The following is a 23,948-nucleotide window of genomic DNA, read 5'->3' on the forward strand; positions in this document are numbered from 1 at the left end:
TCCAACATAACAATTCAACTATGAGATGCTACCGTTTGGCGAGCTTGTGGGGTCCAGCTCACGAGCCCTTGAAGAGGTGCTGAACGTGCCGGGATGGCAAGATCTCTATGCGACAGCAGCATCGGTGCTGGGTGCAAAGGCCATATGTTCCTGTGCCCATATGGCGGCCTGGGTGCGGTTTTCCGCTCTGACCTTGCGCAGGATCGCCTTGATGTGAACCTTGACCGTCGCTTCGGAAAGATCAAGCTCGCGGGCGATGATCTTGTTGGAGGCCCCTTGGGTCAAACAGCGCAGGATCTGGGTCTCACGCGCGGTAAGCCTGCCGGTTTCTCCGGTTGCTGGAGCAGGGCTGCCCTCGTGGACGCGCCGACCTGATACCTGCTGGAGCAACTTGACGCTCACGGAGCCGGGCAGGAAGGTTCCACCGAGCATCACGAGTTCCAATACCTTGAGCAACGAAGACCGCGGCATGGTGGTCGGGCAGATGCCGCCGAGGCCGACCTGGCAGAGCTGAACGACCTCCTGAATCGGCAGATCATCGGCCATCATGACAAGACGGACGGATGGGCATGCGATCCTCAGCTTCTCGAGAGTCGCCATGCAGGTATTACGGTCGAGACTCTCGCTCAGAAGAACGAGTGCCGGCGCCAGCCCAGCGATGGCCGGGAGATCGGAAAGGTCGTTGACGATCTCCTCCGCGAGAATGAACCGCGATCCCGCCAGGATCTGACTGATGCCGGTGCGCAAGAGCGTGTTCCGGCAGATCAGATAGGTGGTCACATGATCAAGCGGATCATAGGTGCGAGGCAGCGACTGCTCTTTGTAGACGATGTCGTGATCCATGCTTGGCCCCTGCGATGCTCAACAGCGGAATGCCCTCGCTGAAGGCATCGTTTCTTAAAACGAGGTCCTGTCCTCTGGACCAGCGTGGCATCAACAAGGGAGGCACCCGCGTGTTCCCGATCCATAGAGCGCCGATGGATCAACCCGCCCGAGGTATTGTGCTGGCTATATAGGTGCTGACGCTTAGGGATCTCGACGTTTCGGGTCCGGCAACAGCAATTTGAGGGCACGAGCGGCATCGCCGAGACATGTATTGCCAAGCTTAGAATCCGTCACATTTCGTGATTGCTTCACCTGTGATCATGTTAGGTACGGTCCAAGCGGCGTGAGCGACGTATTGCGTCAGCAACCCTCTGGGCCGGCATCGAGTTATCCGTTCCAGTTCCGCTCACATTTCTAGGTTTATCGGCTGAGTTGCTGAGGCGCGGAAGAATCATGACACGCTGGTGGCGACATGCCCTCCTCGCGATTGCAGACATTGCGCCTGCCTTTCCCCTCCGCGTTCAACTGGATCTCGGCCATGGGTCCATCCTGCCCGTCATCAACGGGTCTGCGCTTGCCAAGGGCGATGGTGCTGGGAACAGAGACACAGGCGGTGGAGGCAATGCCGACAATCAGGGGATGTAGGCGGCAGCGGGAACGGCAAGAACGACGGAAACGGCAATAGCGGCGGTACGGCCGGTGGTGACGCGGGAAACAGGAATGGCAACGGCGACGGCAGAGGCAATTCGAGCACTGGGGCTCTAGGTAGGGGACTCATCCAAGCCATTGAGTAATCGTCGCGACGAGTGCGATCGCGGCGAGATAGTTGATGGCCAGCCGGTCGTATCGGGTTGCGATGCGCTTCCCGTTCTTGAGCCGTCCGAACATCCGCTCGATGACGTTTCGGCGTCGGTATGCTGCGCGATTGAGCGGATAGGCGATGGCACGAGCGGCGCGGACCGGGATGACAGCGTCGATGCCTTTGTCTTGGAGCCAAGTGCGCAGGCGGTCGGCGTCATAGGCTTTGTCGGCGATGAGCCGCTTGGCCGGCGCCAAGGCTTCCAGCATCGGCATGGCCATGGTGATGTCGGCCATGTTGCCCGGCGTCAGCGCGACGGCGACGATCCGGCCGCGACCATCGGCCAGGCAATGGATCTTCGTCGTTCTGCCGCCGCGCGAGACGCCGACCGCTTGGTTGAACTCCCCCCTTTTCCACCGGACGCCGAGCGGTGCGCCTTCACGTTTGAGTTGTCGAGCGCAAGCTCCTCGGGAATCGGTCCGGCCGCCGCAACCTGGGTAAAAATACGCTGCCAGACATCTCTTCTGGCCCAGCGGGTGTAACGATTGTAGATGGTAGATTCACAAACGACAAATTCTGCTACGTCCGGCTTGGCCGTTTGGTTCTGACATGGAGCCGGGTTCCGTTTAGCCCCTGCCGCCGACGTGCGGCCCAACAGGGTTCTGCTCCCGAGGCATCCCGCCCCCAGGGAGCAGATCATGCGCCAGCCACCGTGGAGGATCGTACGGCACTGGGCCCACCACCCGGATGCGCAGCGGCGTTGGGACCGTGCGTTCCAGCTGCTCCTGGAAACGGCACGCCCGGCCGAACCCGACCCGGACGGCGGCGGGGGCGAGGCGACCCTACAGGAGAGCCCCCATGCTAATCCTCGCCGCTTATGGCCGCGCCTCCACCCAGCGCCAGGTTCAAAGTCAGTCGACTGAACAGCAGATCGAACGGTTGCGAGCCTACGCTCTCGCACAAGGGACAGATCTGGCCCCCGAGTACATCTTTCGCGACGATGGCTACAGTGGCTCCAGCCTGCAACGCCCTGGGCTCGATAGGTTGCGCGATGCTGTCGCAAGCGCCCGCCTCGACCGCATCCTGATCACAAGCCCGGACCGCCTGGCTCGCAACTACGTTCATCAGGTTCTGCTGGTGGAGGAGCTTCAGAAGCATGGTGCCACGGTCGAGTTCCTTGACCGGCCCATGAGCCAGGATCCGCATGATCAATTGCTCCTCCAGATCCGCGGCGCGGTGGCCGAGTACGAGCGAACCCTGATTACCGAGCGCATGCGTCGCGGCCGGCTGCGGCGGCTCAAGGCGGGAACGCTGTTGCCGTGGACGCGTCCACCTTACGGCTACCGTCTTGATCCCGACCGCCCGCGAGACCCGGCTGGCGTGCGCATTGACGAAGCCGAAGCCGCCGTCGTGCGCGATCTTTTCGCCTGGTACATCGAAGGCGCGACCATGATCGCGTTGATCCAGCGCCTGGCCCGACTTGGCATTGCCTCGCCCACGGGATGCATGACTTGGAGCCCCTCGGCCTTGCGGTGCTTGCTCACCAATCCGGCCTATGCGGGTCAGATCTTTGCCAACCGCATGCGAACCAGCCCTCCGCAAACGCGATACTCGGCGCTGCGCCCGGTCGGCCACTCAAAAGGAACGCGCCGGCCTACCGATGTGGCGGAGTGGATCGCGGTGGCCTCTGTTCCGGCCATCATCAGCCGGGAGCAGTTTGACGCGGCCGCCGCACGGCTGGTGTATAATCGCCGGATGGCCCCACGTAACAACCGGGTGCATCAGTATCTTCTGCGCGGGCTTGTCAGCTGCGGATGCTGTCGGCGTGCCTGCACCGGCCGCCGGCTGCCGCCAGCTTATGATTACTATCTGTGCCGCACGAAGACCCAACTGCGCCTGCTCGTTCCTGGTGAGCGTTGCCCGGCGCGCTATATTCCGGCCAGGCCTCTGGAGGAGCTGGTCTGGCAGGATCTTTGTGAGGTGCTGCAGCATCCAGAGGTTATCGCGCAAGCCATGGAGCGAGCCCGCAGCGGTCATTGGCTGCCGCAGGAATGGCAGGCCCGGCGGGAGAACCTGCGGCGCGGCCGGATGAGCCTGACCCAGCAGATCGAACGACTGACCGAGGCTTACTTAGGCGGGGTCGTGCCCTTAGCCGAGTTTGAGCGGCGGCGCCGGGAAACCGAGGGCCGCTTGGGGGCTTTGGAGAGGCAAGAACAGGAACTCCTTGCTGACGCACGCGATCGGCATGAGACGGCGCGCTTGGCGGATAATGCTGAAGAGTTCTGCCGACGCGTTCGCGATGGATTGGCCAGTGCCGACTTCGACCGCAAGCGGGCTCTTCTCGAGCTGCTCGTTGATCGCGTTGTTGTCACTGACGGTGAGGTGGAGATCCGCTACGCCTTCCCAACCGGCCCCAACGGTGAACGCGAGCCGTTTTGTCGGTTGCGTACAGACTATCTAGATGGTCTTTGCTGGTCCATATTCGGGCGGCACGCCGCGCCAGCGTCCGCCCGTCTTCAGGATGTGAAGGATGCCACTGATCACCCGCCGGTCGTCGACGCGGGGCTTCCCCGGCTGGTTGTGTGGCAGATGCGGCTCCAGAGCCGCCCAGGCATCGTCAGACAGCCAGAACAGATCGCGCATGACTTGCTCCCACCTCGCCAGACCCAATGCCGGAGGAAATCAGCCAATAATGTCAGTTGTTTGGTTGGGTCCCCTACCTAGGATCAGGGCGGAAGCTGAAGCCGATCCGCATCCGGCAAAACGCTTTCCTCAACAATCGCATTGGGCAGGATCATCGTGCCATCAAGAGGCGAGTGCGCCCGATGCTCGGGTTCAAGACGATGAACAGCGCTCGTGTGATCCTGGGTGGGATCGAGATGGTTCATATGATGCGCAAAGGAGAGGCGAAGTATGCCTGCAATCGGCAGCTGTCGCTCGCCGAACAGTTTGAGCTACTCGCCGCATGAGTGGATACAGATCCCTGGTACTTTCTCATCTTTGCTTCAAATTTGCGACGCATCCCTTACGCTGACCTGTGCTCCATGGTTTCTGAATGAAATCTCTTGGTTAGAAGCCGCACATTTGGCGCGCCACCTTGAAGCTGATGAAACCGGGCAAAACCGAACAGGTTCTGCCCAAAGTAGGGCTACAATTAATCTGGCGCCTGGATAAATTGCTACGCTAGAAGTATATTCCGAGACCCAGAGTGCAAGAAATAAAGTATCAGTTTAGATGGCTGACACCACAGCTCCAGTCTTAGCGCGTATCACCGTCCCTTACGTTGTCAGTGTGAGTCAGGGCAATGCTTTGCTCACTATCACGGCAGAAGCGCTCGATAGCGGCTCCGGGATTGATACCATCACCCTATGGTTAGAACATCCAGTCGTCGAAGCTCTTGATGATGGTCAGACAAGGCTTATTGCCTCCATTGTGCTTCAAGATCTCGATGGCTCATCTGATGGTCCGGCTTCAGGCGCTATAGTGCTTTCGCCTCTCACGACTTTAGGGACGCACACTATCAGGGGTGCGACACTCATCGATAAAGCGGGAAATCGTCGTGACTATACGAACGAGGAGCTTCGTGCACTCGGCTCTGAAGCGAAGTTCAGTGTCTCAGGCACTACGATAAATGACGATACGCTCACCGGTGGGGACGAAGACGATACAATCGGTGGTTCCGACGGCAACGATTTTATCCAAGGATCAGCTGGGAACGATAGGCTAGATGGGGACACAGGCGCCGATACCCTAGACGGAGGGAGCGGCAACGACACAATGTGGGGCGGAGCCGGAAACGATAGCCTAGACGGCGGATCCGGCGATGACATGATCTCCGAGTACGTTGACGAGGCCTCCGAGAACACATTGAGCGGCGGCGATGGCAATGACCGCCTTAGTGGCGCAGCTGGTAATGACCTGCTTTATGGTGACGAGGGCAACGACGATTTGGACGGTCGAGCCGGTGCGGATAGGCTCATAGGCGGCAACGGCAACGACACTTTGAACGGAGGAGTCGGAAACGATAGCTTGGAGGGTGGCGCTGGAGATGATCGGCTCTACGAGTGGCATGATGACACTTCAGAGAACACCCTAAATGGCGGCGCTGGTAATGACACTCTCAGTGGTGGTGGCGGATCCGACACGCTCATTGGTGGTGACGGCAGGGACGTGTTGTTTGGCGGAGCCGGTGGTGACAGCTTGGACGGCGGGGCCGGGGCCGATGACCTGTCGATTTCCGTAGGTGAGATCTCAGCAAGCACTCTAAGCGGTGGAAGCGGCAACGACAGTCTGTGGGGTGGTGCCGGAGCCGACAAACTATTCGGCGGGACTGATAATGATAGTTTGGACGGTCGAGACGGGAGCGATACTCTCGATGGCGGTGATGGCAATGACATCCTAAACGGAGGACTGGGAAACGATAGCCTGTACGGCGGAGCCGGCGATGACGTGCTCTACGAGTGGAGGACTACCGAGGACTCTGTTGAAACTATGGATGGCGGCGCCGGCAATGACACACTCACCGGAGCAGGCGGACGTGAGTGGCTGTACAGCTACGAGGGGAATGACCTTCTAAGCGGCTTTGGGAACGATGACCACCTCGAAGTTCATGGGGTCGGCGCTGCTACGTTGGATGGCGGAGCGGGTAACGACGTCCTGATATCCACCAACAACAATGCGACACTGAGAGGTGGGGCAGGCCAGGACGATATCTCCATTACGGGAGCGTCTCTCGTTGATGCAGGCCAAGACGACGACAAGGTCTGGATCAATCTCAGCGATAGCAATTTTTCTGGACGGATTGACGGCGGATCCGGTCACGACACCCTCATGCTGTGGGCTGGCCCGAGTGACTGGAGCAAGGTCGTCAACTTCGAAACGATTGTAGTAGGGACCTCAGCTCATATTGTTTTGAGCAACGCCAACGTGACCAGTGGAGGCACGCTCACGATCCGCTCGGGCTGGCAGCACTTCGCAACCACGATTATCCCAACAATCGAAGTCAATGGCACAGCCATAAAGCAGGGCAGACTACTTCTCTCGGGAGATGCCAACGCGGACCGTCTCACTGGCGGTGCATTGGCAGACACGCTTGAAGGCTCCGATGGAGCAGACACGCTGACCGGCGGTGAGGGGAACGACCAGTTACTCGGCGGCAACGGATCTGACAGAATCGTAGGCGGCCTGGGAGTCGACATAATCACTGGAGGAGCCGGAGACGATACTTTGGATGGCGGCTTGGGGGCAGACATCGCTGTTTACTCGGGAAATCGCGCTGATTTTACAATCGTGGAAGACGATGGATTCATCATCCTAATCGGCCCAGACGGCACAGATGTCTTGCGGAGTATCAACCGCCTTCAATTCCTGGATCAGACAGTCGATTTCATTATTCCAGGGCTTACACTTTCCGGATCCGAGGCCAGTGAGATGCTGGATGGGGAAGACGGAACAGATGTCCTTAGTGGCAGCTCCGGCAACGACACCATCAATGGATTTGATGGAAATGATGCGCTGAACGGCGACAGCGGCAATGACATTCTCGATGGAGGGAATGGCTCCGACACTCTCACTGGCGGGAGCGGAAGCGACACCCTGAAAGGCGGAGCCGGTGACGATGTTGCAGTCTTCACCGGGCGCTTGGCGGACTACTGGGCCAAGTATTCTTTTGATGGATCCATTGAAATTCAGGACAAACGCCTTGATGCAAACGGCATCGACAAAGTGACAGGCGTGGAGGCTTTCCAGTTTTCGGACGGCACGTTCAGTTTGTCACAGCTCCTTGATCCCCCGATCATCGTTCCGCCAGGGCCTCCTGTTTTCCTCTTTGACCCTCCGGTCATTACACCCCTGCCTCAACCTCCTGTGGTTACGCCACCTAGAGTGGTTGAGACGACGACGAGCACCACGCTTCCCGAAGGCTCGCTCAATCTGGTGGCAGGAGGCACCAACAACATCTCGCTGACCGGCAATGCTCTGAACAACAGCATCACTGGCAACGTGGGTAAGAATACCATCACCGGCGGCGCTGGTGCTGACAAGGTGAATGGCGGATCCGGCAACGACACCCTCTCCGGCGGCACCGGCAAGGATGCGTTCCTGTTCACCACCAAGCTCGGCACGTCCTCGACCGACCGCAAGGTGAACTTCGACACCATCAAGGACTTTAGCGCGAAGGATGACAGCATCCAACTCGACAACACTATCTTTAAGAAGCTTGGAATGAAGGGTTCAGAGCCGAAGCCGGTCAGGCTCGACAAGAAGTTCTTCATCGTGAGCGATAAGGCGAAAGACAGGGACGACTACGTTATCTACAACAAGAAGACGGGTGTGCTGTCCTATGATGCCGACGGCTCCCGCAAGGGGCAGGCTGTCGAGTTCGCTCTGCTCACGAAGAAACCTACCCTGAAGTACGACGACTTTTTCGTCATCTAACGTGCGGGATGCCTGTGTCGATTTGTACTTCATGATGGGATCGGGCGACTTGTCGGCCGCTTTAAGCACTTCATGTGAGACTGAACAATCTCCCGAGTCTTACATGAAGTGCAAACAAACGCGGGGCTCCTTGTTTGCAGCAGGCTACTATACCCTGCTGCTCCGCTCGGAAGCGGCTGCCAGCCATTGGTGTATACCGGGGGCGCAAAGCAATTTTTATCATGCGAGCGGCAGCGGTGTCGAAGCGGCTGTGCGGTCTCATCTGAAATGCAAACAGTCTCAAATGAAACACTGTGTTTTGCACTACAGTCTCAGCTAAGTCGTTGATCTGTCAGCGACCGCCAGTCCCATCATGAAATGCAAATCGACAAGTGGAACGCGGAGCGGGAGGAAGCCGGCTTTGTGGCCCATGACGCCTATGTGGTCCGGCTGCTGGATCTCTTCGACCTGCTCGGCAGCGCCTACCGGCTGGCGAAGACCTGACAGGCTCGTACAGGCCCTGTTCAGACGCCTTGGCCTAAACACCCGCATCCGCTGACGAATGAGGGTCACCATGCTGCTCTGGATCGCTCTTGCCGCGGCCCTGCTGTCGGGCCTGACGCTTGGCTTGCTGTCGAGCGGTGCGCCTGAATGGGCCACCCAGACCGCCGAGCTGGTCACGGTTGCGGCAGTCTTCGTGCTGGTCTGTCTTTCCGAGGCCGCCGGGTCGCGCTCGGACAAACCGAGCTCCAGGTAGGATACGAAAGCCCTCTGTTCTGACACCTCAATACCAGTGCATCGAGCCAGCCGAAACCCGCGGCACGATAGTGGGCCCCATGTAGCCAAGCTTGCCGTGTCAGGAGCCAGTGACAGCTGCACGGGCGGACTGGTGCGCCTTCCACGACGTGAGAGGGACGATGTTCAAGTGGGACTACGACAAGCACGAGATCCTGGCAGACGGCGTTGTCCATGCCCTGGGGACGTCGGCGGACTTGTCGCCGTGATGGTCCTGCTGGTCCTCGCCGCGCCAACAGTCGGTCCCTGGGAACTGATGTCGGTGGCGATCTACGGCGGCGGCTTGGTGGCCGTACTCGTCATCTCCGCCTTCTACAACCTGTGGCCGATCTCATCCGTCAAATGGCTTCTGCGGCGGTTCGATCACTCGGCCATCTATCTTCTGATCGCAGGCACCTACACACCCATTCATCATGCAGATGAGGAACGAGATCACGGCCATCGTCCTGTTGGTCGGAGCCTGGATGGGCTCCGTGGCCGGGATGATCCTGAAGCTGTGCCTGCCGGGCCGGTTTGATCGGCTCGCGATCCTGCTCTACCTGCTCCTCGGCTGGAGCGGCATCGTGGCCTGTGAGGCCGGCTCGGCGCCCTGCCCGGCTCGACCGTTACCCTCTTGGCTGCACGTGGCCTCCTTTACCCCTGGGCGTGGTCTTCCACGTGTGGGAAGGCTTGCGCTTCCAGAACGCGATCTGGCATGCCTTCGTGCTGGTGGCCGCAGCCCGCCATTATGAAGCGGTGCTGGACTGCATGGTGCTGGCAAGGGCGTGACCGCTGGTGTCACTGTCTGTTCCGATACTCAGATGCGAATGTTTGCTCGGACCTGGTTGTAGGCCTGCCGGACCGTTCCCTTGCCGTAGGTCCGCTCCAGGCGGCGCACCGTGAAATGCCCGCGGGCAAGCCTCTGAAAATGATCGACGAAGGCGGCATTGACGGCCGCGCCGCCGATCGCCCCGAGCACTGGGACGGCCTGGGCGGCGGCCTTCTGCGACACGACCACTCCGAACCGGGATCCGATCTGGGCCAGCAGGCGCATGATGGCCGACGTACTCTCGTCGACGACCCCGCGCCCGGCCATCTGCTGCAGGGCACGTGTAACGGACTTCGCCATGGCGGCCCGCACGGCAAAGTAGCCGGCCTCGTGCAGGTTGTCCGAGCCAGAATGCCCGCCCAGGGCGAAGACCTGGACGCAGGCCAGCGCCGTCTCGGGATCCTCAAGGTCCTCGCCCTCGCTCTGAGCGATCCAGGCGATCGACCGGAGCATGATCGTCGTCGAGATCGGAAGTTCCACCAGAACCGCCGAGACGCCGAGCGCGCCACCCATGGCGCCGGATAGGACCGCGAGCGCCTTGTGGGCACGGGTCTCGGGATCCTTGCCCTCCTTCGGGATCGTCTTCAGTGCATAGCGCAGCGCGCGGGTGAGTGCCGCCTGCGTTGCCCTCGAGATCATATCAGAGACCGGCTCGGGAAGCGCCTGCCCGAGTAACTCGATCGGCCGTCCGGCTAAGGCAGACAGCCGGGCCACGTAGCTTGGCCCCTCAAGCGCCAGCACGGCCCGCCGCAGCGCCTCGCGGTCCTCGGCCGAGAGGGCGATCTCTGACATTGCCGGGCGGCCCGCGTCCACCGGAAGCGGCTCCTGTCGGCGAAGGTCCTGACTCATGCGATCTAATTGGGGATCCCGAACCGCTTTGGATAGCCCGCAACCCTTCAGCGCAGCGTGGCGTTGGTCTGCCGAGGATCGGAGGAGCCGATGCTGTTCAGAGCCGTCGTGGCCGTCGTTCCCGTGGTGGTTGCCCAAGCTGCCGTGGCGCAGCCCATACCACCTCTGCCGCCCCCGCGGCCTGCCGAAACGCCCCCTGTGACACCCCCTGCCGCACGTCCGCAGGCTCCGCCGGTGCCGACGGCGGACGCGCCACCGGCCATCCCGGAAGCCGACGATTGCCTGGCCAGGCTGCAGGCTGCCGGGTTCGATCTCGAACCCGCGGAGCCGCCCCAGGTCTCAAACGAACTCTGCCGGATCGAGACGCCGGTGCGACTCAAGGCCGTGCCGGTTCCAACGAAGTCTGAGACGGCTGTCCGGCTGACCGATCAGCCCACCCTGGCCTGCCGCTTCGCCGGGCCGTTCGGGCACTGGATCGGCGATCTCGTCGCTCCGCTCGTCGCCGGCATCAAGGGGACAGAGCTGAGGGCCGTCCGCACCGGCCCAGGCTTCGAGTGCCGCAACCGGAACCGGGCGGCAGCGGGCAAGCTCTCGGCCCATGCGCAAGGGCTTGCGATCGACATCGCCGGCTTCGACCTCGCCAACGGAACGACCCTGCGGATCAAGCCTGAAGCCGACACCGCACCGGATCCGGCGCTCGCAGCCCTGCGGACCGCTGCCTGCGGCTGGTTCACGACGATCCTCGGTCCTGGCTCGGATGAGGCGCATCACGATCACCTCCACGTCGACATCGAGCAGCATGGATCCAGCGACCGCTACCGGATCTGCCAGTAAGGTCAGGCGGTCCCTACCCAATCGCTGCTCCCCGGTTCGGGGAAAGTGCACAAAGAGCTCGCGTTCATGGAGAGCATGAGGTTGTCTGGGGCAGCGCGTTGCAGCTCTGGCATCTGTGCTTTTGATGATCCGATAGTTCTGTCGAGATGGTGCGCCCTGACACCGCATCATTGGTGACTGCCCCATGGATTCTTATGCTCCCCAGTTTCGGACCTTCCGGGATTTTGGTTCAATTGCCGCGAGCTACGGAAGGAAAATTTCTGACCTAAGTGTTGCTCGCTGCCACCATGACAAACTGCTTGTTCGTGCTCTCCGAGGGTCAGCGCATTCACGGTACTTACCAGAGCTACATCCCGGCAGGTGACACGGAGGATGAAGTGGGTGATCCGCCCGTCACAAACTTGATGGAAGGCGAGCCAGATCTGCTTGCCACGCATGTTCATATCATCCAGGTCGAGGAGGACCGCTGCTGGGAACGTCGCGTGCTGGAAGACAAGGAACAGGATGTCGACGCTGTCGGGGTGCCCTTCCGACACGACAGTAATTAACTCGCCCATGCTGGCATCGGCCGACAGCCTGACGCGGGCGGTTCTCATCCTAATCCTACTCCCCGGTTTTATGAGGAGCAGAATAGAGCTCATGGCCGAGCCGGACGACCCCCTCTTAATGGTTGATCAGATGGGATGCGATGTGGCTGCCAGGTTGAAATGTCCGGCGGCCGCCAAGCGAGCCAGCGCCCGCTCACGCCGTGCGGCGATGACCGGATCCGACATGACATCGGTCATGGGGCCTTGCCTGTGGATCTCTCGCGCTCCCTGGCGTATGCGGCGGCGCGCCGGGTGGCGCAGTTCGGGACGGCCAACGAACATTCCGACTGGGAGACGGCGCATCACGTCTTCACCTACAGCAATGCCGTGCACCAGGCTTTGAAGCGGATTGCGGCGGGGGGCGACACTGTGCCGAACGATGTGGCCGAGGCGACTCGGGGCATTCTTCATGGCGCCATGGCGGTCTATCTGTCCCGCTATCTGAATGTGCCGCCCGCGCGGCTGCCGGACAAGGGCGACCCTCGACTGGACGGCTCTCCCCAAGTCTCCCAGGACATCCGCGCGGCCTTGCTCGACGCCTTCGACCGGCAGCGGCAGGTGGATGCGGTGGGAGGCCTTGTGGCGCGGCATCTTGCAGTGGAGTTCCTGCCCGATGACCTGATCATGACGCTGGCGCACGCACTGCTCCGGGAGGATGCGGGATTTCATGCCTGCCAGATGCTGGAGGCCGGGGTGCGCCAGTTCGGGGAATGGGCCAATACCCGTCAGGGCGGGCACATCCTAATGGGGGTCGGCCGCTACCTGGCGGCTCATTCACCAACCGAACGGGCTGCCTTTCAGATGGCTGACATTGCCCGCCGGCTCCTGCACGGAAGCGAACTGCATCAGATGCCTTAGATGATCCATGACGCGACAGTGATCTTTGGCCCGATGGACCCGGGTCGTCGCCGCGCTTGACACATCACAGAGTGAGGCACTGTCAGAACGAGCGTGACATCTCTCGTTTCGCTGGGTTAGAAACGTGTGCAGGTCGCGGTACGCTCGCGCAGGACAGCCTCCTGGTCAAAGCGCCGCCTGTATTCAGCCATGATCTCCGAGATCTTGCCTCGTGCCGTGGGGTCACCGGCATGGAGCACGGTCACGACTTCGGATCCCTCTCGCTCGATTTGTCCGTTGGCATTCCGCCATTGCCCGGTTGCTTTCACCACTGTCAGGCCTTCAGGGAAGCGTGGCGTGATGATCTCATTCAGGAACTGTCGCCACTCGGCCTCGCGGACTGTTCCTCCATTAGGGCGGTTACGGCCAAAGTAGAGCGTGTCGCGAACCATCGATTGATCGCCTGCCTCGCACGACCATAGGCTCGGATGAAGGGGCAAAGAGGACGAGGCGCAGCCTGATATTCCCAGAAGCGGCAGGGCCAAGAGCGTGTGCCAGTGAACCCGGCCGAGTTGTTTCAGGAGACCGCCACTCACTTGCCAGCGGCCTTCCGAAGAGCTGCGTTGATCCGGTCCTGCCAGCCTGGGCCGTCCTCCTGGAAGTACTCCAGTATGTCTTGGTCGATGCGCAGAGGCACGGTTTCCTTCACGCCCGGGATCGCAGGAGCCTTCAGAGGTCCTTCAACAGGTTTGGCGGTAACCTTCTTGAATGCAGCCTCGGCAGCCTTCAAGGGATCGGGCGGACGACGTCCCCCAGGTGATCTCGACATCATCGTCCTCCCGGTTAGGCGCGGTCTCTTACGAGCATCGTACGGCTTTTCAAGGGTGTCGAGTCTTGCGCCGGGCAGAAGACCTCGTCAGAGCTCTCGACGAACAGGGCGGCACTCGGACGATTGAGCGGAGTAGGTCTGAACTCGCTGATATTTCACTCAAGGCCAATGGCTCTCATGTTTCCTCCACTTACCTTTGATCAGATCGTTTGGGCGTTGCCGTCTCCCAATGAATGGTGACGGTCGGAGGACGGCACTCTCGTGTTCGTCAGGCACGGCCACAGATCCGAAACAACGAGATATTGGACTTGCTCCGAAAAAATGGAGAGCCTCTCCTGAAGCAGGAGGATCTCCATGCCCTGTGCCGGGGCCGTCGCCAACGGTTTGTCGAGCGCACATCTTGCCGGTGTGGTCGGCGCTGCGGGGCCGGCTCGATCGGCACCGACGGACATCGTTGTGGCACCCGCCCTGCTGCGGCCGCTGGCCGAGTTTGAGGCGCTGGTGGGAGGAGGCTGGTGATGACGGCCATCGATCACGAGGCGCTCGTGGCGATGCGATGCTCGATCGGCTCAAGCTGACCGCGATCCGCGACCAGCTCGACACGCTGCTGGACGAGGCGGCCCGGTCGGACATGACCTTGCGCGAGGCCTTGGCGTTCCTGGTCAGACGCGAGATCGCACGGCGCGACGAGCGGCGGATTGCCATGGCGAGCAAGATCGCGCAGTTCCCGTTTGTGCGTGAACTTGATGGCTTTGACTTCGACGCGCAGCCGTCGCTGGATCCGCGGCAGATCCGGGAGCTTGCCACGTGCCGCTGGATTGCGCATGGTGACGCGGTCTTGCTTTTAGGGCCTCCAGGCACCGGCAAGACCCATTTAGCGGTGGCTCTCGGGCGCGAGGCGATCCGAGGGGTCAATTCTTCGGTTCGCTTGACATTATCTGACGGGTTGCTGGTTTAGGCGTCTGTAGGAGGCCTGCCATGGCCCAGGTCCAGAGACTACCCCGACACCAGGACAACCGGCTCCTGGCCGCTCTGGCGAAAGAGGATCTGGCCTATCTGGAGCCGCATCTGGCCGTCCTGGAACTGCAACGAGGGCAGATCCTCGTTGAGCCGGGAGGGACCATCACCCATACCTACTTCCCGCATGATGCCATGGTGTCGCTCGTCACCGTCATGCGGGACGGCAAGGCGGCCGAGATGGCGGTGTTCGGCCGCGAGGGCCTGTTCGGGCTGGTGAGCGCCTTTGTGAGCAGCCAGTCCTTCGGGCGCTACATCGTCCAGCTGGGCGGCTCGGCATCGCGGATTGACCTCTCCCGGATGCAAGAGGCCATGGCAGCCCGCCCCATGATCCGGCAACTCGTCCTACTTCACACCGAGGCGCTGATGGCGCAGACGCTCCAGACCGTCGCCTGCAACGCCGTTCACAGCGTCGAGGCCCGCTGCTGCCGCTGGCTTCTCATGTCTCAGGACAGAGTTGGTGAGGCCGAGCTGCCTCTCACGCATGAGTTCTTGGCCGAGATGCTGGGCGTGCAGCGCTCGACGGTGAGCGAGGTCACGCGCACGCTGCAGGACAAGGGCCTGATCCGCCAAGGTCGAGGCATGATTACGGTCATTGACCGTCCTGCTCTTCAGAAGGCCGCGTGTGAGTGCTACCAGATCATCCGTCGGCGGTATCAACAGCTCCTGCCGCAGACCTCTGAGCGGGATTGAACAGCGGCTCTAATTGCCGCCGTTCCGCTGTGGCCTCTCTTAATGCGAGCAGAAGAACGCCAATATCCTCGTCCAGCAGCTTGATCGCATTGCGGGCACACTCCCGGAAGTGCTCTCTGCGGGATGCGGTTTCGGCGTCCCATGAGCAGGCTTGTGGCTGAGCTTCATGGATAGCCCGAGAGACCAGCTCGACCCTGTACTCCATTGGTTCCGGATCCATGATGACACCTCCTGCGTCCGCCTCGGGAATGCTAGGGCTCGTCCTCGTGTCATAGACTGGCCAGCAGAAGGCTCGCTCCGATGAAGGAGCCGAGGGAGGCTGCAAAAAGGATCGATGCGCGCTGAAACGATGGCTCAGGGTTCGTGATCGTCGTAGGTTCCGGAGAGATGTCGCGTGGGTTGTAATCGTGAAGCATGAGTTTATCCTAACCTCGATTGACGCTGCATGGCCGTCAAACGTTGGGACGCGTTGCTCTATTCCCTCACGAAATCTATCAAAGTGTTTCGAGCACGCGGCAGACAGGGCGCCTGGAACCGACCAGCATGGGCAGCTGCATGATTTCTGCGGCCGAGCATAGCCTCGCCGAACATCATACGTGAGGCAGGTCAAGCGCTCGCGACGCTCCGCCTGCAATCTGACGCCGGTTGCGGCTCCGGTGGGTCAGTCGTACAATCAATCGAGGACGTACCATCAGTGGCTTGTAACCGCCCCAAACGGGAGGACGCCATGGGACGCAAATTCATCGACTGCCGGGCCTTTCCGAGTGAGATGAACTGCTCGCTCACCATCATCGCCGATACCGAGCGCGAGCTGGTTGACGCCGCCGTGCAGCACGCCGTAGCCGTGCACGGGCACCAGGACACGCCCGAGCTGCGGGATCAAATCAGAGGCGCCATCAAAGATGGCATGCCGCCTGAGGAGGCACCAAGCCGCGCCGTATGATGAACCAAGTGTGGCTTGGATGACATCGCAGAGCGCGTTGCCCGTGCCATTGCTGGCCACCGAGGGCTTGGGGTTTTAATCTGGAGCGCCAACCGCCCGGCAATTTCACGAGCCACACGCTGGATGGAGCGCGGGCAGGCTCTGGAGGTGGCCAAGGCAGTGAAGATGCCGATCATCTACTTGGACAGCGGCATTGCCCGGACAGAGACGTAATCTCGCAAAAAGCGCCTTGATGGAACGTTGGAAACAACCGAGCCGGCGCAGAAAAAGAACCCGGCCTTGCGCCGGGTTCGTGTCCATATGGGACAGTCACGAGCATCAAAACGGCTGCTGAATAACGCCTGATGCGATGGTCCCGTTCCTTGGGTCTGCTTATACGCTCCTGCCGCGCCGCGAGTAATACCAGATGGCGGCGATAACGATGATGATTAGCAGGATCACCCACCAGTAGTCCATGATCCCGCCACTGGCTGCCCCAGCATCGCCGGCTGGAGGACTGGGAGCCGCAGGCGGGGTCTGTGCCCAGACAGGCGAGACAGCCAGAAAGATGAAGCCCATCAGTGCTGCGAGTTTGCTCATGGATATCTCCGTTGGAGGAGGACCAGTGCAACCATCGCCATGCATTACCAGCCGGCCCTGTCAGGGAACGCATCGAGGCAGGGCATGTTCCTATGCAAGCCAACTCGCAGCGCGTAATGCGCATGCCTCGGTGGAATTGGATGCTCATGACAAAACGGCACCCGCGCACGCGGCTTTTGGATACTTAACACCATTGCGCGCAAAAATGCGGGGGTTTTGAAGCTGGAGGGCGGCGAGGATAACATGGCTCAGCTCCTGGCCGATGCTTGGGCTGGCCCACACTGAGAGGAGATAACGGCCATGAGACCCCTGACAGCCTTCAAGCTTGTTCGCATGGTTCAGGGCGAGCACCGCACCGAAGCCGAGTTCGAGGGAACCGGAGCCGAAGGTGGGCAGGAGATCACCCTGATCCTGAACAATATCGACGCCCACGATGTCGATCTGCAGGTCGGCGAGCGCTACACGCTGCATATCCAGCCGTTCTACCCTGAGGACGGGATTAGCGCCCTGCCTGAGGATTAGCACCATGAAGTCAGCCTGCGACCCAGCCATGGCCGCGATGGATGCCGCCAACAGTCGCTTCGGTCGCGGCACGGTCACCTGACAGCCGCAGGCATCAAGAGGCCATGGGCGCCCAGGTTCGAGCAACGCTCGCCCCGCTACACGACCTGCCTCGACGAGGTGCCTTGTCTTTAGGGCATTTCAGCCCAAGGCAGGCACCACGTCCCCGGCTGGCACTGCTCGAAACCCGCTGACAGATGCCTTAGGCCTCAGTGGGACCGCTGCGGAAAGCTAAGGGCCTCTAAGAACGGGAATTCCAAGAGGATCTCATCCATATCATCCCGCACCTCGATATAAGCCGTCGCCCAATTCACTGGCCGCTCAAACTGAGTGTTCATCAGGTTCTGAGCCATTGCCCTGGCGACTTCCCAGGCTTGGTCCGGATCCCGGAGGTCCTGTCCATCCGGATCGTTCAAGGCGTCCGTTCCGATATGGACGTTGAAGAAGTATCGCGGCATGATGGCTCCTGGATTACCTAGCTCGGGTTTTCCGGCTGACTTGCTGGAAGCTCAAGGTGTTTGCTTAAGACATTTACGATCCTCGCCACCTCATCTCGCGGGATCGCAAAGGCAACAGGTCCATACAAAGGATGGTCGAATGCCAGAAGCGAGCCATCGATATGGGCCACTTGAATATGCCAAGTTGGCTTGAGGATAGTCTCAACGGTTTTGCCATCGAGGGGCTGCTTCTGAATCCCCTCGACCATACGCGCCCTGGCTTGCCCGAGCAGCCTGATGACCTTTGTGAGTTGTTCAAGGTCAAAGGTGACGGGCTCGGACAGACCCGCGACAGGACCAATCTCGATAGTCACGAAGTGACGGTCATCCGCAACCCGAACACCGACCCGCGCCTCAGCCATGACGAGGTCTCCATGCTTACTGGCAGCCTGTTAGAGGGCAGCTCTTGGTTCAACCGAACACCGCCCGAATAGGTCCATGCTTGTGCGCGTGCCCATGCCTCAAGGAAGGCGTGCCTGTGGACCACACCATGCCCTCAGCCGGCGCTCATCCGCCTCGCGCGGGCATGCGAAGATTGTCCGGAGAGTCATGAGAATGCTTTATCCCTCTATGGAACCCGTAAGCTTGGCTCTCTCTTAGTTACCTAGGGGCCGAAATGTTAAATGAGAGTGCTCCATGCCGCTCCGTCACGCCCCTGTTGTTGAATGGCCCACGACGCTTGTTCCCCTGCTGCAAGACGTGCAGATCGCCCCCGGCAGCGATGGCAAGCCTGTCTGCTGGGTCGATGTCGATGTGGATGCTCAAACCCTGCTGGCCATCCATGAGTTCGAGGCGCACCTGCGCCACCGCCCGGTCCAGCTCAGGTTGGCCGTGATCAGCGATTGCGTGACGGGCGAGATGAACCCATCGGTCGGCCTGGGCGCTCCGTCTGACCGGGCCCGCCACATCGCGAAGGTGCGCCTCAGCTTTCACGACCTTCAGGGCGGTGAGTGTGTTGAGGCGGCAGAGAGCGAGTGAGACCGTGAATTGCACGTAAACGCATTTATTGAAAAGCGAACCCCGGCCTCCTTTGGCCGTTGGTAGGCGAGGAACTCCATCGGAGGCATGAGTGATGTATGCGTTCCGCTCCGACAAGGCGGCCGAGTATCGCCATCAGGCTGAGAAGATCCGCATTCTTGCCGAGCAGGTCTCGCTCCTCGAAGCCAAGTTTCACCTGTTCGAGGCGGCCCAGCACCTGGAGGAGTTGGCGGCGGACGAGGATCGCCGATAGGTCGCCTCAACTGGCTTTCTTGCAGTAACTGCCATAGGGCACAATGCATCCATCGGAAGGCCCTCATCAGGTGGCAATACCGAAGAGCTGGTTCACGAGACGGATTTCGCCTGTCGCACCAGACTCCGGCAGCATGCAGTGGCCGCGGCGGATCATCCGCATGACCACAAAAACCTTTGATAGTGGCGTAGGCTGTTTTCATGCTCTGGAAGCCGCGCGTCGGCCGGATCATACGCTTGAGCGCGCCGTGATTCGCTTCGATGATATTGTTGAGATATTTAGTGGTCCGGTGCTCGAAATCTTTCGACAACAGCCCTTCGCTTTGTAAGCGTCGGATGGTCTTCGGATAAAAGGCCAGTCTATTGGTCGTGATCGAGGATGGAGGATAGTCGCTCATCAGCTTGAGGGCTCTGCGCAAGAAACGATAAGCGGCTCGGGTGTTCCGGCGGTTGGAGAGCATGAAGTCGATCAGCTGCCCGTGCTTGTCGACCGCCCGAAACAGATACTTTCAGGCCCTCCGACCCGCACGTACGTCTCATCCACACGCCACAAGCCGGAACGGGAACCCTGATGCTGCCGAATCCGCTTCTCGATTTCCGGCGCGTAGCGCTGAACCCAACGAAAGATCGTAGATGGATCGACCTCGACACCACGCTCCCGCATCATCTCGGCGAGATCGCGATAGCTGTACCGTATTTGCAGTACCAGCGAACGCACAGCAGGATGATCTCAGCCGGAAAGCGACGGCGCTTGAACAGGGACAACAGGGCGGCTCCTCAGATGGCCGTCCCTCGTTATAACGCCAAGGTTAATGCAACGGAGCTGTTTTGGCGGCCCCGCCGATCGCCCCCGCGCCCTCCAATGCGAAGCATATCGTCTCCAATGGGGCCGGCGGCTACGTCCTGCCCGATGGCACGACGGCGGCAGGAGACGGGACGGGCGGCGTGACCCTGCCGAACGGCACGCGGTGCACGAAGGCCAGTCTATTGGTCGTGATCGAGGATGGAGGATAGTCGCTCATCAGCTTGAGGGCTCTGCGCAAGAAACGATAAGCGGCTCGGGTGTTCCGGCGGTTGGAGAGCATGAAGTCGATCAGCTGCCCGTGCTTGTCGACCGCCCGAAACAGATACTTTCAGGCCCTCCGACCCGCACGTACGTCTCATCCACACGCCACAAGCCGGAACGGGAACCCTGATGCTGCCGAATCCGCTTCTCGATTTCCGGCGCGTAGCGCTGAACCCAACGAAAGATCGTAGATGGATCGACCTCGACACCACGCTCCCGCATCATCTCGGCGAGATCGCGATAGCTGTACCGTATTTGCAGTACCAGCGAACGCACAGCAGGATGATCTCAGCCGGAAAGCGACGGCGCTTGAACAGGGACAACAGGGCGGCTCCTCAGATGGCCGTCCCTCGTTATAACGCCAAGGTTAATGCAACGGAGCTGTTTTGGCGGCCCCGCCGATCGCCCCCGCGCCCTCCAATGCGAAGCATATCGTCTCCAATGGGGCCGGCGGCTACGTCCTGCCCGATGGCACGACGGCGGCAGGAGACGGGACGGGCGGCGTGACCCTGCCGAACGGCACGCGGTGCACGTCGGACGGTGCACGGGGCTATCTGTGTCCAAGATGAGGCAATGTCAGGACGGCCACAACGGGCGCATGCCCCCAGGAGTTCGCCGTCAGGTGGAACCTAAGGCGCACGGCCCCAAGCGTATCTGCGGCTATCCTTTGCTTGACCCGAGAGCAGATCCGACGAGGGATTATTGCGATGGAGAAAGCAGTAACCCACGCTGGTTAAGGATTTGGGGTGGTAAGCGCGCTGCGAGTCGAACCCAGGGCCCTCTGGTCAGAGGTCAGCGCGCCTTCCGCCCACGAGCTAACGGGGTTGCTGAAGAAAGTATCCTCGGCGGCCAGATCTGCGATCAGCTGCGCAAGCCCTGGCGCAGCTGATCGCAGATCTGGCCGCTCGTCCTTGGTTAGTTGCCCAATCGGGGCACTCCAGCGCCGATCGGACATGGGGTTCTCGACCTCAGCCGTCTGCAGCAGGGGCCCGTTCTCATCCCAGCTCACCGTCAGCTTTGGCATAGGACAGCTCCTGAAGTCGTTGGTCCTCGCAGCCAGTTGCCAAGAATACCCGATCTGGCTGCAGGCGCGAACTGCTCCGTGCCACCTCGACCGGCCGGTGCGGCTATGGCGGTCTTCGTTGGATTGGCACTTGAGCGTTCAAGTTGCTCAAGCAGATTCGCATTCATGGCATGAGTTCCGAAATGGGGATGACGGACGTGCGAGGCGGTCATGACAGGCTCTGGCCAATAGCCGCTGAAGCAGCCAGTGCGCGCCGGTCGTCGCCCCAGCGGCCAACCACCTGGACGCCGACTGGCATTCCCGTGGGCCCGGTCAAACCCGGCACGGAGATGCAAGGCACTCCCAAGGCCGTCCAAATCCGGTTGAAGACAGGATCGCCGGTTGCCCCCAATCCTTCCGGCGCCTCTCCGGGCGCGCTCGGAGTGAGCAGCACATCAAGCCCGTCCAGCACATCGCTGAAGCCGGCGCGCGCCTCTGCCACCAGCGCCTTGGCGGCATCGTAGTCGTCAGGCGCTATAAGCGCGCCATCCTTGAGGAGCTCACGGAGCTTCACGCTGAGGCGATCGGACACGGTCAGCATCTCCGGCGCATGGGACCGCGCCGCCTCGAAGGCCATGATCGTCTTCTGTGCCGCCAACAGGCCGCGCCACCGTTCAGGAAGGGCAACCTCGCAGACCTCCAGTCCAGCTGCACGCAGCCGCGCCGCGGCCTCGTCGAGTGCCGTAGCCGTGGCAGGTTCGGCGGCCTCCCATGCATGGCTTCGGGTCAGGCCGATACGCGGGCGGAACACGTCATTTGCGATGCGCAGGTTTGGACGGCCAGCAATGATCGAAGCGAAAAAGGCCGCGTCCTCGATGGTCGTTGCAAAAACCCCAACCGTGTCGAGACTGTCCGCGAATGGGCGCACGCCGGTGCGGTCGATCAGGCCGAAGGTCGGCTTGTAGCCGGCGCAGCCGCAGAAGCTGGCCGGCCGGATGACCGACCCGGCCGTCTGCGTGCCGAAGGCCAATGGCACCATGCCACTGGCTACGGCCGCCGCCGAGCCCGAGGAGGAGCCGCCAGGCGTCCGATCCGGATTGTGCGGATTGCGGGTCTTGCCTGGCTGGAAGTAGGCGAATTCGGTGGTCACCGTCTTGCCGAGGATCAGCGCGCCCGCGTGCCGCGCCAGAGCCACGCAGGCTGCATCGCGCGGCGGCCGGAATGTCTCATAGAGCGGCGAACCGTACCCCGTGGGCACATCCGCTGTGTCGATGATGTCCTTGATCCCGATGGGGATCCCCTTTAGGGGACCGGAGCCGAACTGATCCAAGTGCCGAGCCATGTTCAGTGCGGCGTCCATGTCGAGGTGCTGCCATGCCTGCACCAAGGGCTCGCGCTCACCAATGCGGTCCAGGCAGGCGCGGACCAGAGCCTCACTGGTGAGGCTGCCGTCAGCGATGCGTCGCGCGGCTTCAAGGGCAGTGGGACATCCGGTCATTTGCACCAATCCTCAATAATCCGGCCATAGGCCTCCACGGCCTGGTCGATGCGCGAGATGAGGCAGTACTCGTCCGTCTGGTGCGCTATCGCCGCTTCTCCAGGACCAAGAATGACGGTTGGCAGGTTGCCCATGGCCGGGGTCAGCGCCGAGGCATCGGTGAAGTAGGTCGCTCCCTGCGGCACGGGCATCGCTCCAAGAAGTGGCGCCATAATCTCGAAGACCCGACGGATCCACGGGTCGCTGGGATCGGTCCATACGGCTGGCACGTCGATGATTGGCGAGACCTCCATCTCATCGCCCAGAAAGCTCCCGACCATCTCGCGCACGGAGGCGTGCGCCTGGCCCGGCACAGTGCGGATATCGAGGCTCACTTCGGCACGGTCGGGAACCGAGTTGGTGTTCAATCCGCCATGGAAGGTGCCGATGTTCAACGTCGGCCCGCCCAAGACCGCGTGTCGCTGCACGTTGAAGTCAAAGTCCGTCAGCCTCACGACCGCATGCGCTGCTTTGATAACTGCGTTGTCCCCTTTCTCCGGCATGGAGCCGTGCGCAGTCACGCCCCGTGCGACTGCTTTCAGCCACAAGGCCCCCTTATGGCCGATAAGCGGGGTATTGGATGTTGGTTCGGCGACAATCAAGGCACCGGCAGCGTCCAGAAGCCCCCTCTGCCGGCACAGATGGTAGGCTCCCTCCGATCCAGTCTCCTCCCCGGCGGTGATGATCAGCACCGCGCCAGGGCCCTTTTCCAGCGTAGCACGGTGGGCGATGCAGGCTTCGACAAAGGCTGCAACACCGCCCTTCATGTCGCTGGAGCCGCGGCCATAGACCCGGTCGCCATCGATATCGCCGCCGAACGGATCGACCGACCATGGCTGCGAACCAAGCGGCACCGTGTCCAGATGGCCTGTAAAGGCAAGCGGCAAGGCATCCCGGCCGCCGAGGCGCGCGATCAGATTGGTGCGTCCTTCCCCGAACGAGATTGCAGTGATGGCAAAGCCATTCGCTTCCAGCCGCTTGGCCACGAGGGCTGCGCACTGAGCCTCAGCGCCGGGAGGGTTGACGGTGTTCTGGCGGATCAGCATCTGCGTAAGTGCGACAGCAGGTGAAGTCGTCATCGGCCTCGCTTTCTGAGGAGTTTTGCAAGGACCAACTCACCGGAGGGCGGCTGGTCCTGAAGGGGTACGGGTGGGATGCTAATTCGGTGTCGGCTGCGGCACCAGAGGCACGTGGCTCGGCGCAGGGCCGTATCCTGCCCCTGCGGATCCGGCCTGTTGGCGCTCT

General features: G+C 61.2%; 26 protein-coding genes and 8 pseudogenes. 19 read left to right on the top strand and 15 right to left on the bottom strand.

Annotation, left to right across the window (positions count from 1 at the left end; genetic code table 11):
* Nucleotides 1–105: 105 nt before the first annotated feature.
* Nucleotides 106–843 (bottom strand): response regulator transcription factor, encoded by a 738-nt coding sequence (locus tag JO965_RS23100; RefSeq protein ID WP_246776657.1) that lies wholly within the window; start codon nt 841–843, stop codon nt 106–108.
* Between the two features lie 756 nt (nt 844–1,599).
* Nucleotides 1,600–2,183, bottom strand: a pseudogene (locus JO965_RS23105) (IS5 family transposase); the annotation flags it as partial.
* Between the two features lie 299 nt (nt 2,184–2,482).
* Here JO965_RS23105 and JO965_RS48020 point away from each other — a divergent pair.
* Nucleotides 2,483–3,538 (top strand): annotated as a pseudogene (locus JO965_RS48020) (recombinase family protein); the annotation flags it as partial.
* Nucleotides 3,539–4,084: 546 nt separating this feature from the next.
* Here JO965_RS48020 and JO965_RS48025 read toward each other — a convergent pair.
* Nucleotides 4,085–4,267 (bottom strand): annotated as a pseudogene (locus tag JO965_RS48025) (transposase); the annotation flags it as partial.
* 83 nt (nt 4,268–4,350) lie between these two features.
* Here JO965_RS48025 and JO965_RS23115 point away from each other — a divergent pair.
* From JO965_RS23115 to JO965_RS23130, 5 genes and pseudogenes are all read left to right on the top strand, one after another.
* Nucleotides 4,351–4,593: pseudogene (locus tag JO965_RS23115) on the top strand (DDE-type integrase/transposase/recombinase); the annotation flags it as partial.
* Between the two features lie 265 nt (nt 4,594–4,858).
* Nucleotides 4,859–8,059 (top strand): calcium-binding protein, encoded by a 3,201-nt coding sequence (locus JO965_RS23120; protein ID WP_203441291.1) that lies wholly within the window; start codon nt 4,859–4,861, stop codon nt 8,057–8,059.
* Nucleotides 8,060–8,416: 357 nt separating this feature from the next.
* On the top strand, nt 8,417–8,542 hold the full coding sequence (locus JO965_RS48945; protein ID WP_256451897.1) for a hypothetical protein: 126 nt from the start codon (nt 8,417–8,419) through the stop codon (nt 8,540–8,542).
* Nucleotides 8,543–8,612: 70 nt separating this feature from the next.
* Nucleotides 8,613–8,795 carry a hypothetical protein gene (locus tag JO965_RS23125; protein ID WP_203441292.1) on the top strand — a complete coding sequence of 61 codons (183 nt, stop codon included), beginning with the start codon at nt 8,613–8,615 and terminating at the stop codon, nt 8,793–8,795.
* A gap of 160 nt (nt 8,796–8,955) precedes the next feature.
* Nucleotides 8,956–9,601, top strand: a pseudogene (locus JO965_RS23130) (hemolysin III family protein).
* 28 nt (nt 9,602–9,629) lie between these two features.
* Here JO965_RS23130 and JO965_RS23135 read toward each other — a convergent pair.
* Nucleotides 9,630–10,490 (bottom strand): EcsC family protein, encoded by an 861-nt coding sequence (locus JO965_RS23135; RefSeq protein WP_203441293.1) that lies wholly within the window; start codon nt 10,488–10,490, stop codon nt 9,630–9,632.
* Between the two features lie 90 nt (nt 10,491–10,580).
* Between JO965_RS23135 and JO965_RS23140 the strand changes: the two genes are divergently transcribed.
* Complete coding sequence (locus tag JO965_RS23140) at nt 10,581–11,324, top strand: extensin family protein (protein ID WP_203441294.1); 744 nt, start codon at nt 10,581–10,583, stop codon at nt 11,322–11,324.
* Nucleotides 11,325–11,491: 167 nt separating this feature from the next.
* On the opposite strand, the gene JO965_RS23145 is transcribed toward JO965_RS23140, so the two are convergent.
* On the bottom strand, nt 11,492–11,920 hold the full coding sequence (locus tag JO965_RS23145; protein WP_203441295.1) for a hypothetical protein: 429 nt from the start codon (nt 11,918–11,920) through the stop codon (nt 11,492–11,494).
* Between the two features lie 201 nt (nt 11,921–12,121).
* On the opposite strand from JO965_RS23145, the gene JO965_RS23150 reads away from it, so the two are divergent.
* Nucleotides 12,122–12,769 (top strand): hypothetical protein, encoded by a 648-nt coding sequence (locus JO965_RS23150; RefSeq protein ID WP_203441296.1) that lies wholly within the window; start codon nt 12,122–12,124, stop codon nt 12,767–12,769.
* A gap of 116 nt (nt 12,770–12,885) precedes the next feature.
* On the opposite strand, the gene JO965_RS23155 is transcribed toward JO965_RS23150, so the two are convergent.
* Nucleotides 12,886–13,200 (bottom strand): DUF3574 domain-containing protein, encoded by a 315-nt coding sequence (locus tag JO965_RS23155; protein ID WP_203441297.1) that lies wholly within the window; start codon nt 13,198–13,200, stop codon nt 12,886–12,888.
* Between the two features lie 140 nt (nt 13,201–13,340).
* Nucleotides 13,341–13,577: a BrnA antitoxin family protein gene (locus tag JO965_RS23160; protein ID WP_203444326.1), complete on the bottom strand. Its 237-nt coding sequence runs from the start codon at nt 13,575–13,577 to the stop codon at nt 13,341–13,343.
* Nucleotides 13,578–13,931: 354 nt separating this feature from the next.
* Here JO965_RS23160 and JO965_RS23165 point away from each other — a divergent pair, with 354 nt between their 5' ends.
* The 3 genes and pseudogenes from JO965_RS23165 to JO965_RS23175 all read left to right on the top strand — a co-directional run bounded on the left by JO965_RS23165 (nt 13,932) and on the right by JO965_RS23175 (nt 15,287).
* Entirely contained in the window at nt 13,932–14,096 is a 165-nt protein-coding gene (locus tag JO965_RS23165) for a hypothetical protein (RefSeq protein ID WP_203441298.1), read from the top strand.
* Nucleotides 14,096–14,484: pseudogene (locus JO965_RS23170) on the top strand (ATP-binding protein); the annotation flags it as partial. The gene JO965_RS23165 and the pseudogene JO965_RS23170, both read left to right, overlap by 1 nt.
* A gap of 71 nt (nt 14,485–14,555) precedes the next feature.
* A complete protein-coding gene (locus JO965_RS23175; protein ID WP_203441300.1) occupies nt 14,556–15,287 on the top strand; it encodes a Crp/Fnr family transcriptional regulator in 732 nt (243 codons plus the stop codon).
* 269 nt (nt 15,288–15,556) lie between these two features.
* Here the strand turns inward: JO965_RS23175 and JO965_RS23180 are convergent, their stop codons facing one another.
* Nucleotides 15,557–15,703 (bottom strand): hypothetical protein, encoded by a 147-nt coding sequence (locus JO965_RS23180; protein ID WP_203441301.1) that lies wholly within the window; start codon nt 15,701–15,703, stop codon nt 15,557–15,559.
* 311 nt (nt 15,704–16,014) lie between these two features.
* On the opposite strand from JO965_RS23180, the gene JO965_RS23185 reads away from it, so the two are divergent.
* Both JO965_RS23185 and JO965_RS23190 read left to right on the top strand, forming a co-directional pair.
* The gene (locus JO965_RS23185) at nt 16,015–16,230 is read left to right on the top strand and encodes a DUF1059 domain-containing protein (protein WP_203441302.1); all 216 of its coding nucleotides are present in this window, start codon (nt 16,015–16,017) and stop codon (nt 16,228–16,230) included.
* A gap of 15 nt (nt 16,231–16,245) precedes the next feature.
* Nucleotides 16,246–16,443 carry a hypothetical protein gene (locus JO965_RS23190; RefSeq protein ID WP_203441303.1) on the top strand — a complete coding sequence of 66 codons (198 nt, stop codon included), beginning with the start codon at nt 16,246–16,248 and terminating at the stop codon, nt 16,441–16,443.
* Nucleotides 16,444–16,602: 159 nt separating this feature from the next.
* Here JO965_RS23190 and JO965_RS23195 read toward each other — a convergent pair whose 3' ends face one another.
* Nucleotides 16,603–16,809 (bottom strand): hypothetical protein, encoded by a 207-nt coding sequence (locus tag JO965_RS23195; protein ID WP_203441304.1) that lies wholly within the window; start codon nt 16,807–16,809, stop codon nt 16,603–16,605.
* Nucleotides 16,810–17,109: 300 nt separating this feature from the next.
* Between JO965_RS23195 and JO965_RS23200 the strand changes: the two genes are divergently transcribed.
* Together JO965_RS23200 and JO965_RS48030 are read left to right on the top strand one after the other, a co-directional pair.
* Entirely contained in the window at nt 17,110–17,331 is a 222-nt protein-coding gene (locus JO965_RS23200; protein ID WP_203441305.1) for a hypothetical protein, read from the top strand.
* A 93-nt stretch (nt 17,332–17,424) separates the two neighbouring features.
* On the top strand, nt 17,425–17,505 hold the full coding sequence (locus JO965_RS48030; protein WP_246776923.1) for a DUF4113 domain-containing protein: 81 nt from the start codon (nt 17,425–17,427) through the stop codon (nt 17,503–17,505).
* Nucleotides 17,506–17,579: 74 nt separating this feature from the next.
* Here JO965_RS48030 and JO965_RS23210 read toward each other — a convergent pair whose 3' ends face one another.
* Nucleotides 17,580–17,828 (bottom strand): hypothetical protein, encoded by a 249-nt coding sequence (locus JO965_RS23210; RefSeq protein ID WP_203441306.1) that lies wholly within the window; start codon nt 17,826–17,828, stop codon nt 17,580–17,582.
* A 17-nt stretch (nt 17,829–17,845) separates the two neighbouring features.
* Nucleotides 17,846–18,181 carry a hypothetical protein gene (locus JO965_RS23215; RefSeq protein ID WP_203441307.1) on the bottom strand — a complete coding sequence of 112 codons (336 nt, stop codon included), beginning with the start codon at nt 18,179–18,181 and terminating at the stop codon, nt 17,846–17,848.
* Between the two features lie 322 nt (nt 18,182–18,503).
* Here JO965_RS23215 and JO965_RS23220 point away from each other — a divergent pair, with 322 nt between their 5' ends.
* A complete protein-coding gene (locus tag JO965_RS23220) occupies nt 18,504–18,845 on the top strand; it encodes a hypothetical protein (protein WP_203441308.1) in 342 nt (113 codons plus the stop codon).
* Nucleotides 18,846–18,936: 91 nt separating this feature from the next.
* Nucleotides 18,937–19,098, top strand: coding sequence for a hypothetical protein (locus JO965_RS23225; RefSeq protein ID WP_203441309.1), 162 nt, complete (start codon nt 18,937–18,939; stop codon nt 19,096–19,098).
* Between the two features lie 66 nt (nt 19,099–19,164).
* Here JO965_RS23225 and JO965_RS23230 read toward each other — a convergent pair.
* Nucleotides 19,165–19,862 (bottom strand): annotated as a pseudogene (locus JO965_RS23230) (IS6 family transposase).
* A 63-nt stretch (nt 19,863–19,925) separates the two neighbouring features.
* Here JO965_RS23230 and JO965_RS48035 point away from each other — a divergent pair.
* Nucleotides 19,926–20,111 (top strand): hypothetical protein, encoded by a 186-nt coding sequence (locus JO965_RS48035; RefSeq protein ID WP_246776938.1) that lies wholly within the window; start codon nt 19,926–19,928, stop codon nt 20,109–20,111.
* 20 nt (nt 20,112–20,131) lie between these two features.
* Here the strand turns inward: JO965_RS48035 and JO965_RS49425 are convergent.
* Nucleotides 20,132–20,182: pseudogene (locus tag JO965_RS49425) on the bottom strand (hypothetical protein); the annotation flags it as partial.
* A 367-nt stretch (nt 20,183–20,549) separates the two neighbouring features.
* On the opposite strand from JO965_RS49425, the gene JO965_RS23240 reads away from it, so the two are divergent.
* The gene (locus tag JO965_RS23240) at nt 20,550–20,732 is read left to right on the top strand and encodes a hypothetical protein (RefSeq protein ID WP_203441310.1); all 183 of its coding nucleotides are present in this window, start codon (nt 20,550–20,552) and stop codon (nt 20,730–20,732) included.
* A gap of 663 nt (nt 20,733–21,395) precedes the next feature.
* Here the strand turns inward: JO965_RS23240 and JO965_RS23245 are convergent.
* Entirely contained in the window at nt 21,396–22,664 is a 1,269-nt protein-coding gene (locus tag JO965_RS23245; protein WP_203441311.1) for an amidase, read from the bottom strand.
* Complete coding sequence (locus tag JO965_RS23250; protein ID WP_203441312.1) at nt 22,661–23,782, bottom strand: M20 family metallopeptidase; 1,122 nt, start codon at nt 23,780–23,782, stop codon at nt 22,661–22,663. The genes JO965_RS23245 and JO965_RS23250 overlap by 4 nt, the downstream gene beginning before the upstream one ends.
* Nucleotides 23,783–23,948 lie beyond the last annotated feature (166 nt).

The sequence above is a fragment of the Microvirga sp. VF16 genome, from assembly GCF_016864375.1.
Classification (GTDB): Bacteria; Pseudomonadota; Alphaproteobacteria; order Rhizobiales; family Beijerinckiaceae; genus Microvirga.

Coding starts and splice junctions, on each gene's coding strand:
- JO965_RS23100 (WP_246776657.1), bottom strand. CDS start 843: ATGGATCACGACATCGTCTACAAAGAGCAGTCGCTGCCTCGCACCTAT.
- JO965_RS23120 (WP_203441291.1), top strand. CDS start 4,859: ATGGCTGACACCACAGCTCCAGTCTTAGCGCGTATCACCGTCCCTTAC.
- JO965_RS48945 (WP_256451897.1), top strand. CDS start 8,417: ATGCAAATCGACAAGTGGAACGCGGAGCGGGAGGAAGCCGGCTTTGTG.
- JO965_RS23125 (WP_203441292.1), top strand. CDS start 8,613: ATGCTGCTCTGGATCGCTCTTGCCGCGGCCCTGCTGTCGGGCCTGACG.
- JO965_RS23135 (WP_203441293.1), bottom strand. CDS start 10,490: ATGAGTCAGGACCTTCGCCGACAGGAGCCGCTTCCGGTGGACGCGGGC.
- JO965_RS23140 (WP_203441294.1), top strand. CDS start 10,581: ATGCTGTTCAGAGCCGTCGTGGCCGTCGTTCCCGTGGTGGTTGCCCAA.
- JO965_RS23145 (WP_203441295.1), bottom strand. CDS start 11,920: ATGAGAACCGCCCGCGTCAGGCTGTCGGCCGATGCCAGCATGGGCGAG.
- JO965_RS23155 (WP_203441297.1), bottom strand. CDS start 13,200: ATGGTTCGCGACACGCTCTACTTTGGCCGTAACCGCCCTAATGGAGGA.
- JO965_RS23160 (WP_203444326.1), bottom strand. CDS start 13,577: ATGTCGAGATCACCTGGGGGACGTCGTCCGCCCGATCCCTTGAAGGCT.
- JO965_RS23165 (WP_203441298.1), top strand. CDS start 13,932: ATGCCCTGTGCCGGGGCCGTCGCCAACGGTTTGTCGAGCGCACATCTT.
- JO965_RS23175 (WP_203441300.1), top strand. CDS start 14,556: ATGGCCCAGGTCCAGAGACTACCCCGACACCAGGACAACCGGCTCCTG.
- JO965_RS23180 (WP_203441301.1), bottom strand. CDS start 15,703: ATGCTTCACGATTACAACCCACGCGACATCTCTCCGGAACCTACGACG.
- JO965_RS23185 (WP_203441302.1), top strand. CDS start 16,015: ATGGGACGCAAATTCATCGACTGCCGGGCCTTTCCGAGTGAGATGAAC.
- JO965_RS23195 (WP_203441304.1), bottom strand. CDS start 16,809: ATGAGCAAACTCGCAGCACTGATGGGCTTCATCTTTCTGGCTGTCTCG.
- JO965_RS23200 (WP_203441305.1), top strand. CDS start 17,110: ATGAGACCCCTGACAGCCTTCAAGCTTGTTCGCATGGTTCAGGGCGAG.
- JO965_RS23210 (WP_203441306.1), bottom strand. CDS start 17,828: ATGCCGCGATACTTCTTCAACGTCCATATCGGAACGGACGCCTTGAAC.
- JO965_RS23220 (WP_203441308.1), top strand. CDS start 18,504: ATGCCGCTCCGTCACGCCCCTGTTGTTGAATGGCCCACGACGCTTGTT.
- JO965_RS23245 (WP_203441311.1), bottom strand. CDS start 22,664: ATGACCGGATGTCCCACTGCCCTTGAAGCCGCGCGACGCATCGCTGAC.
- JO965_RS23250 (WP_203441312.1), bottom strand. CDS start 23,782: ATGACGACTTCACCTGCTGTCGCACTTACGCAGATGCTGATCCGCCAG.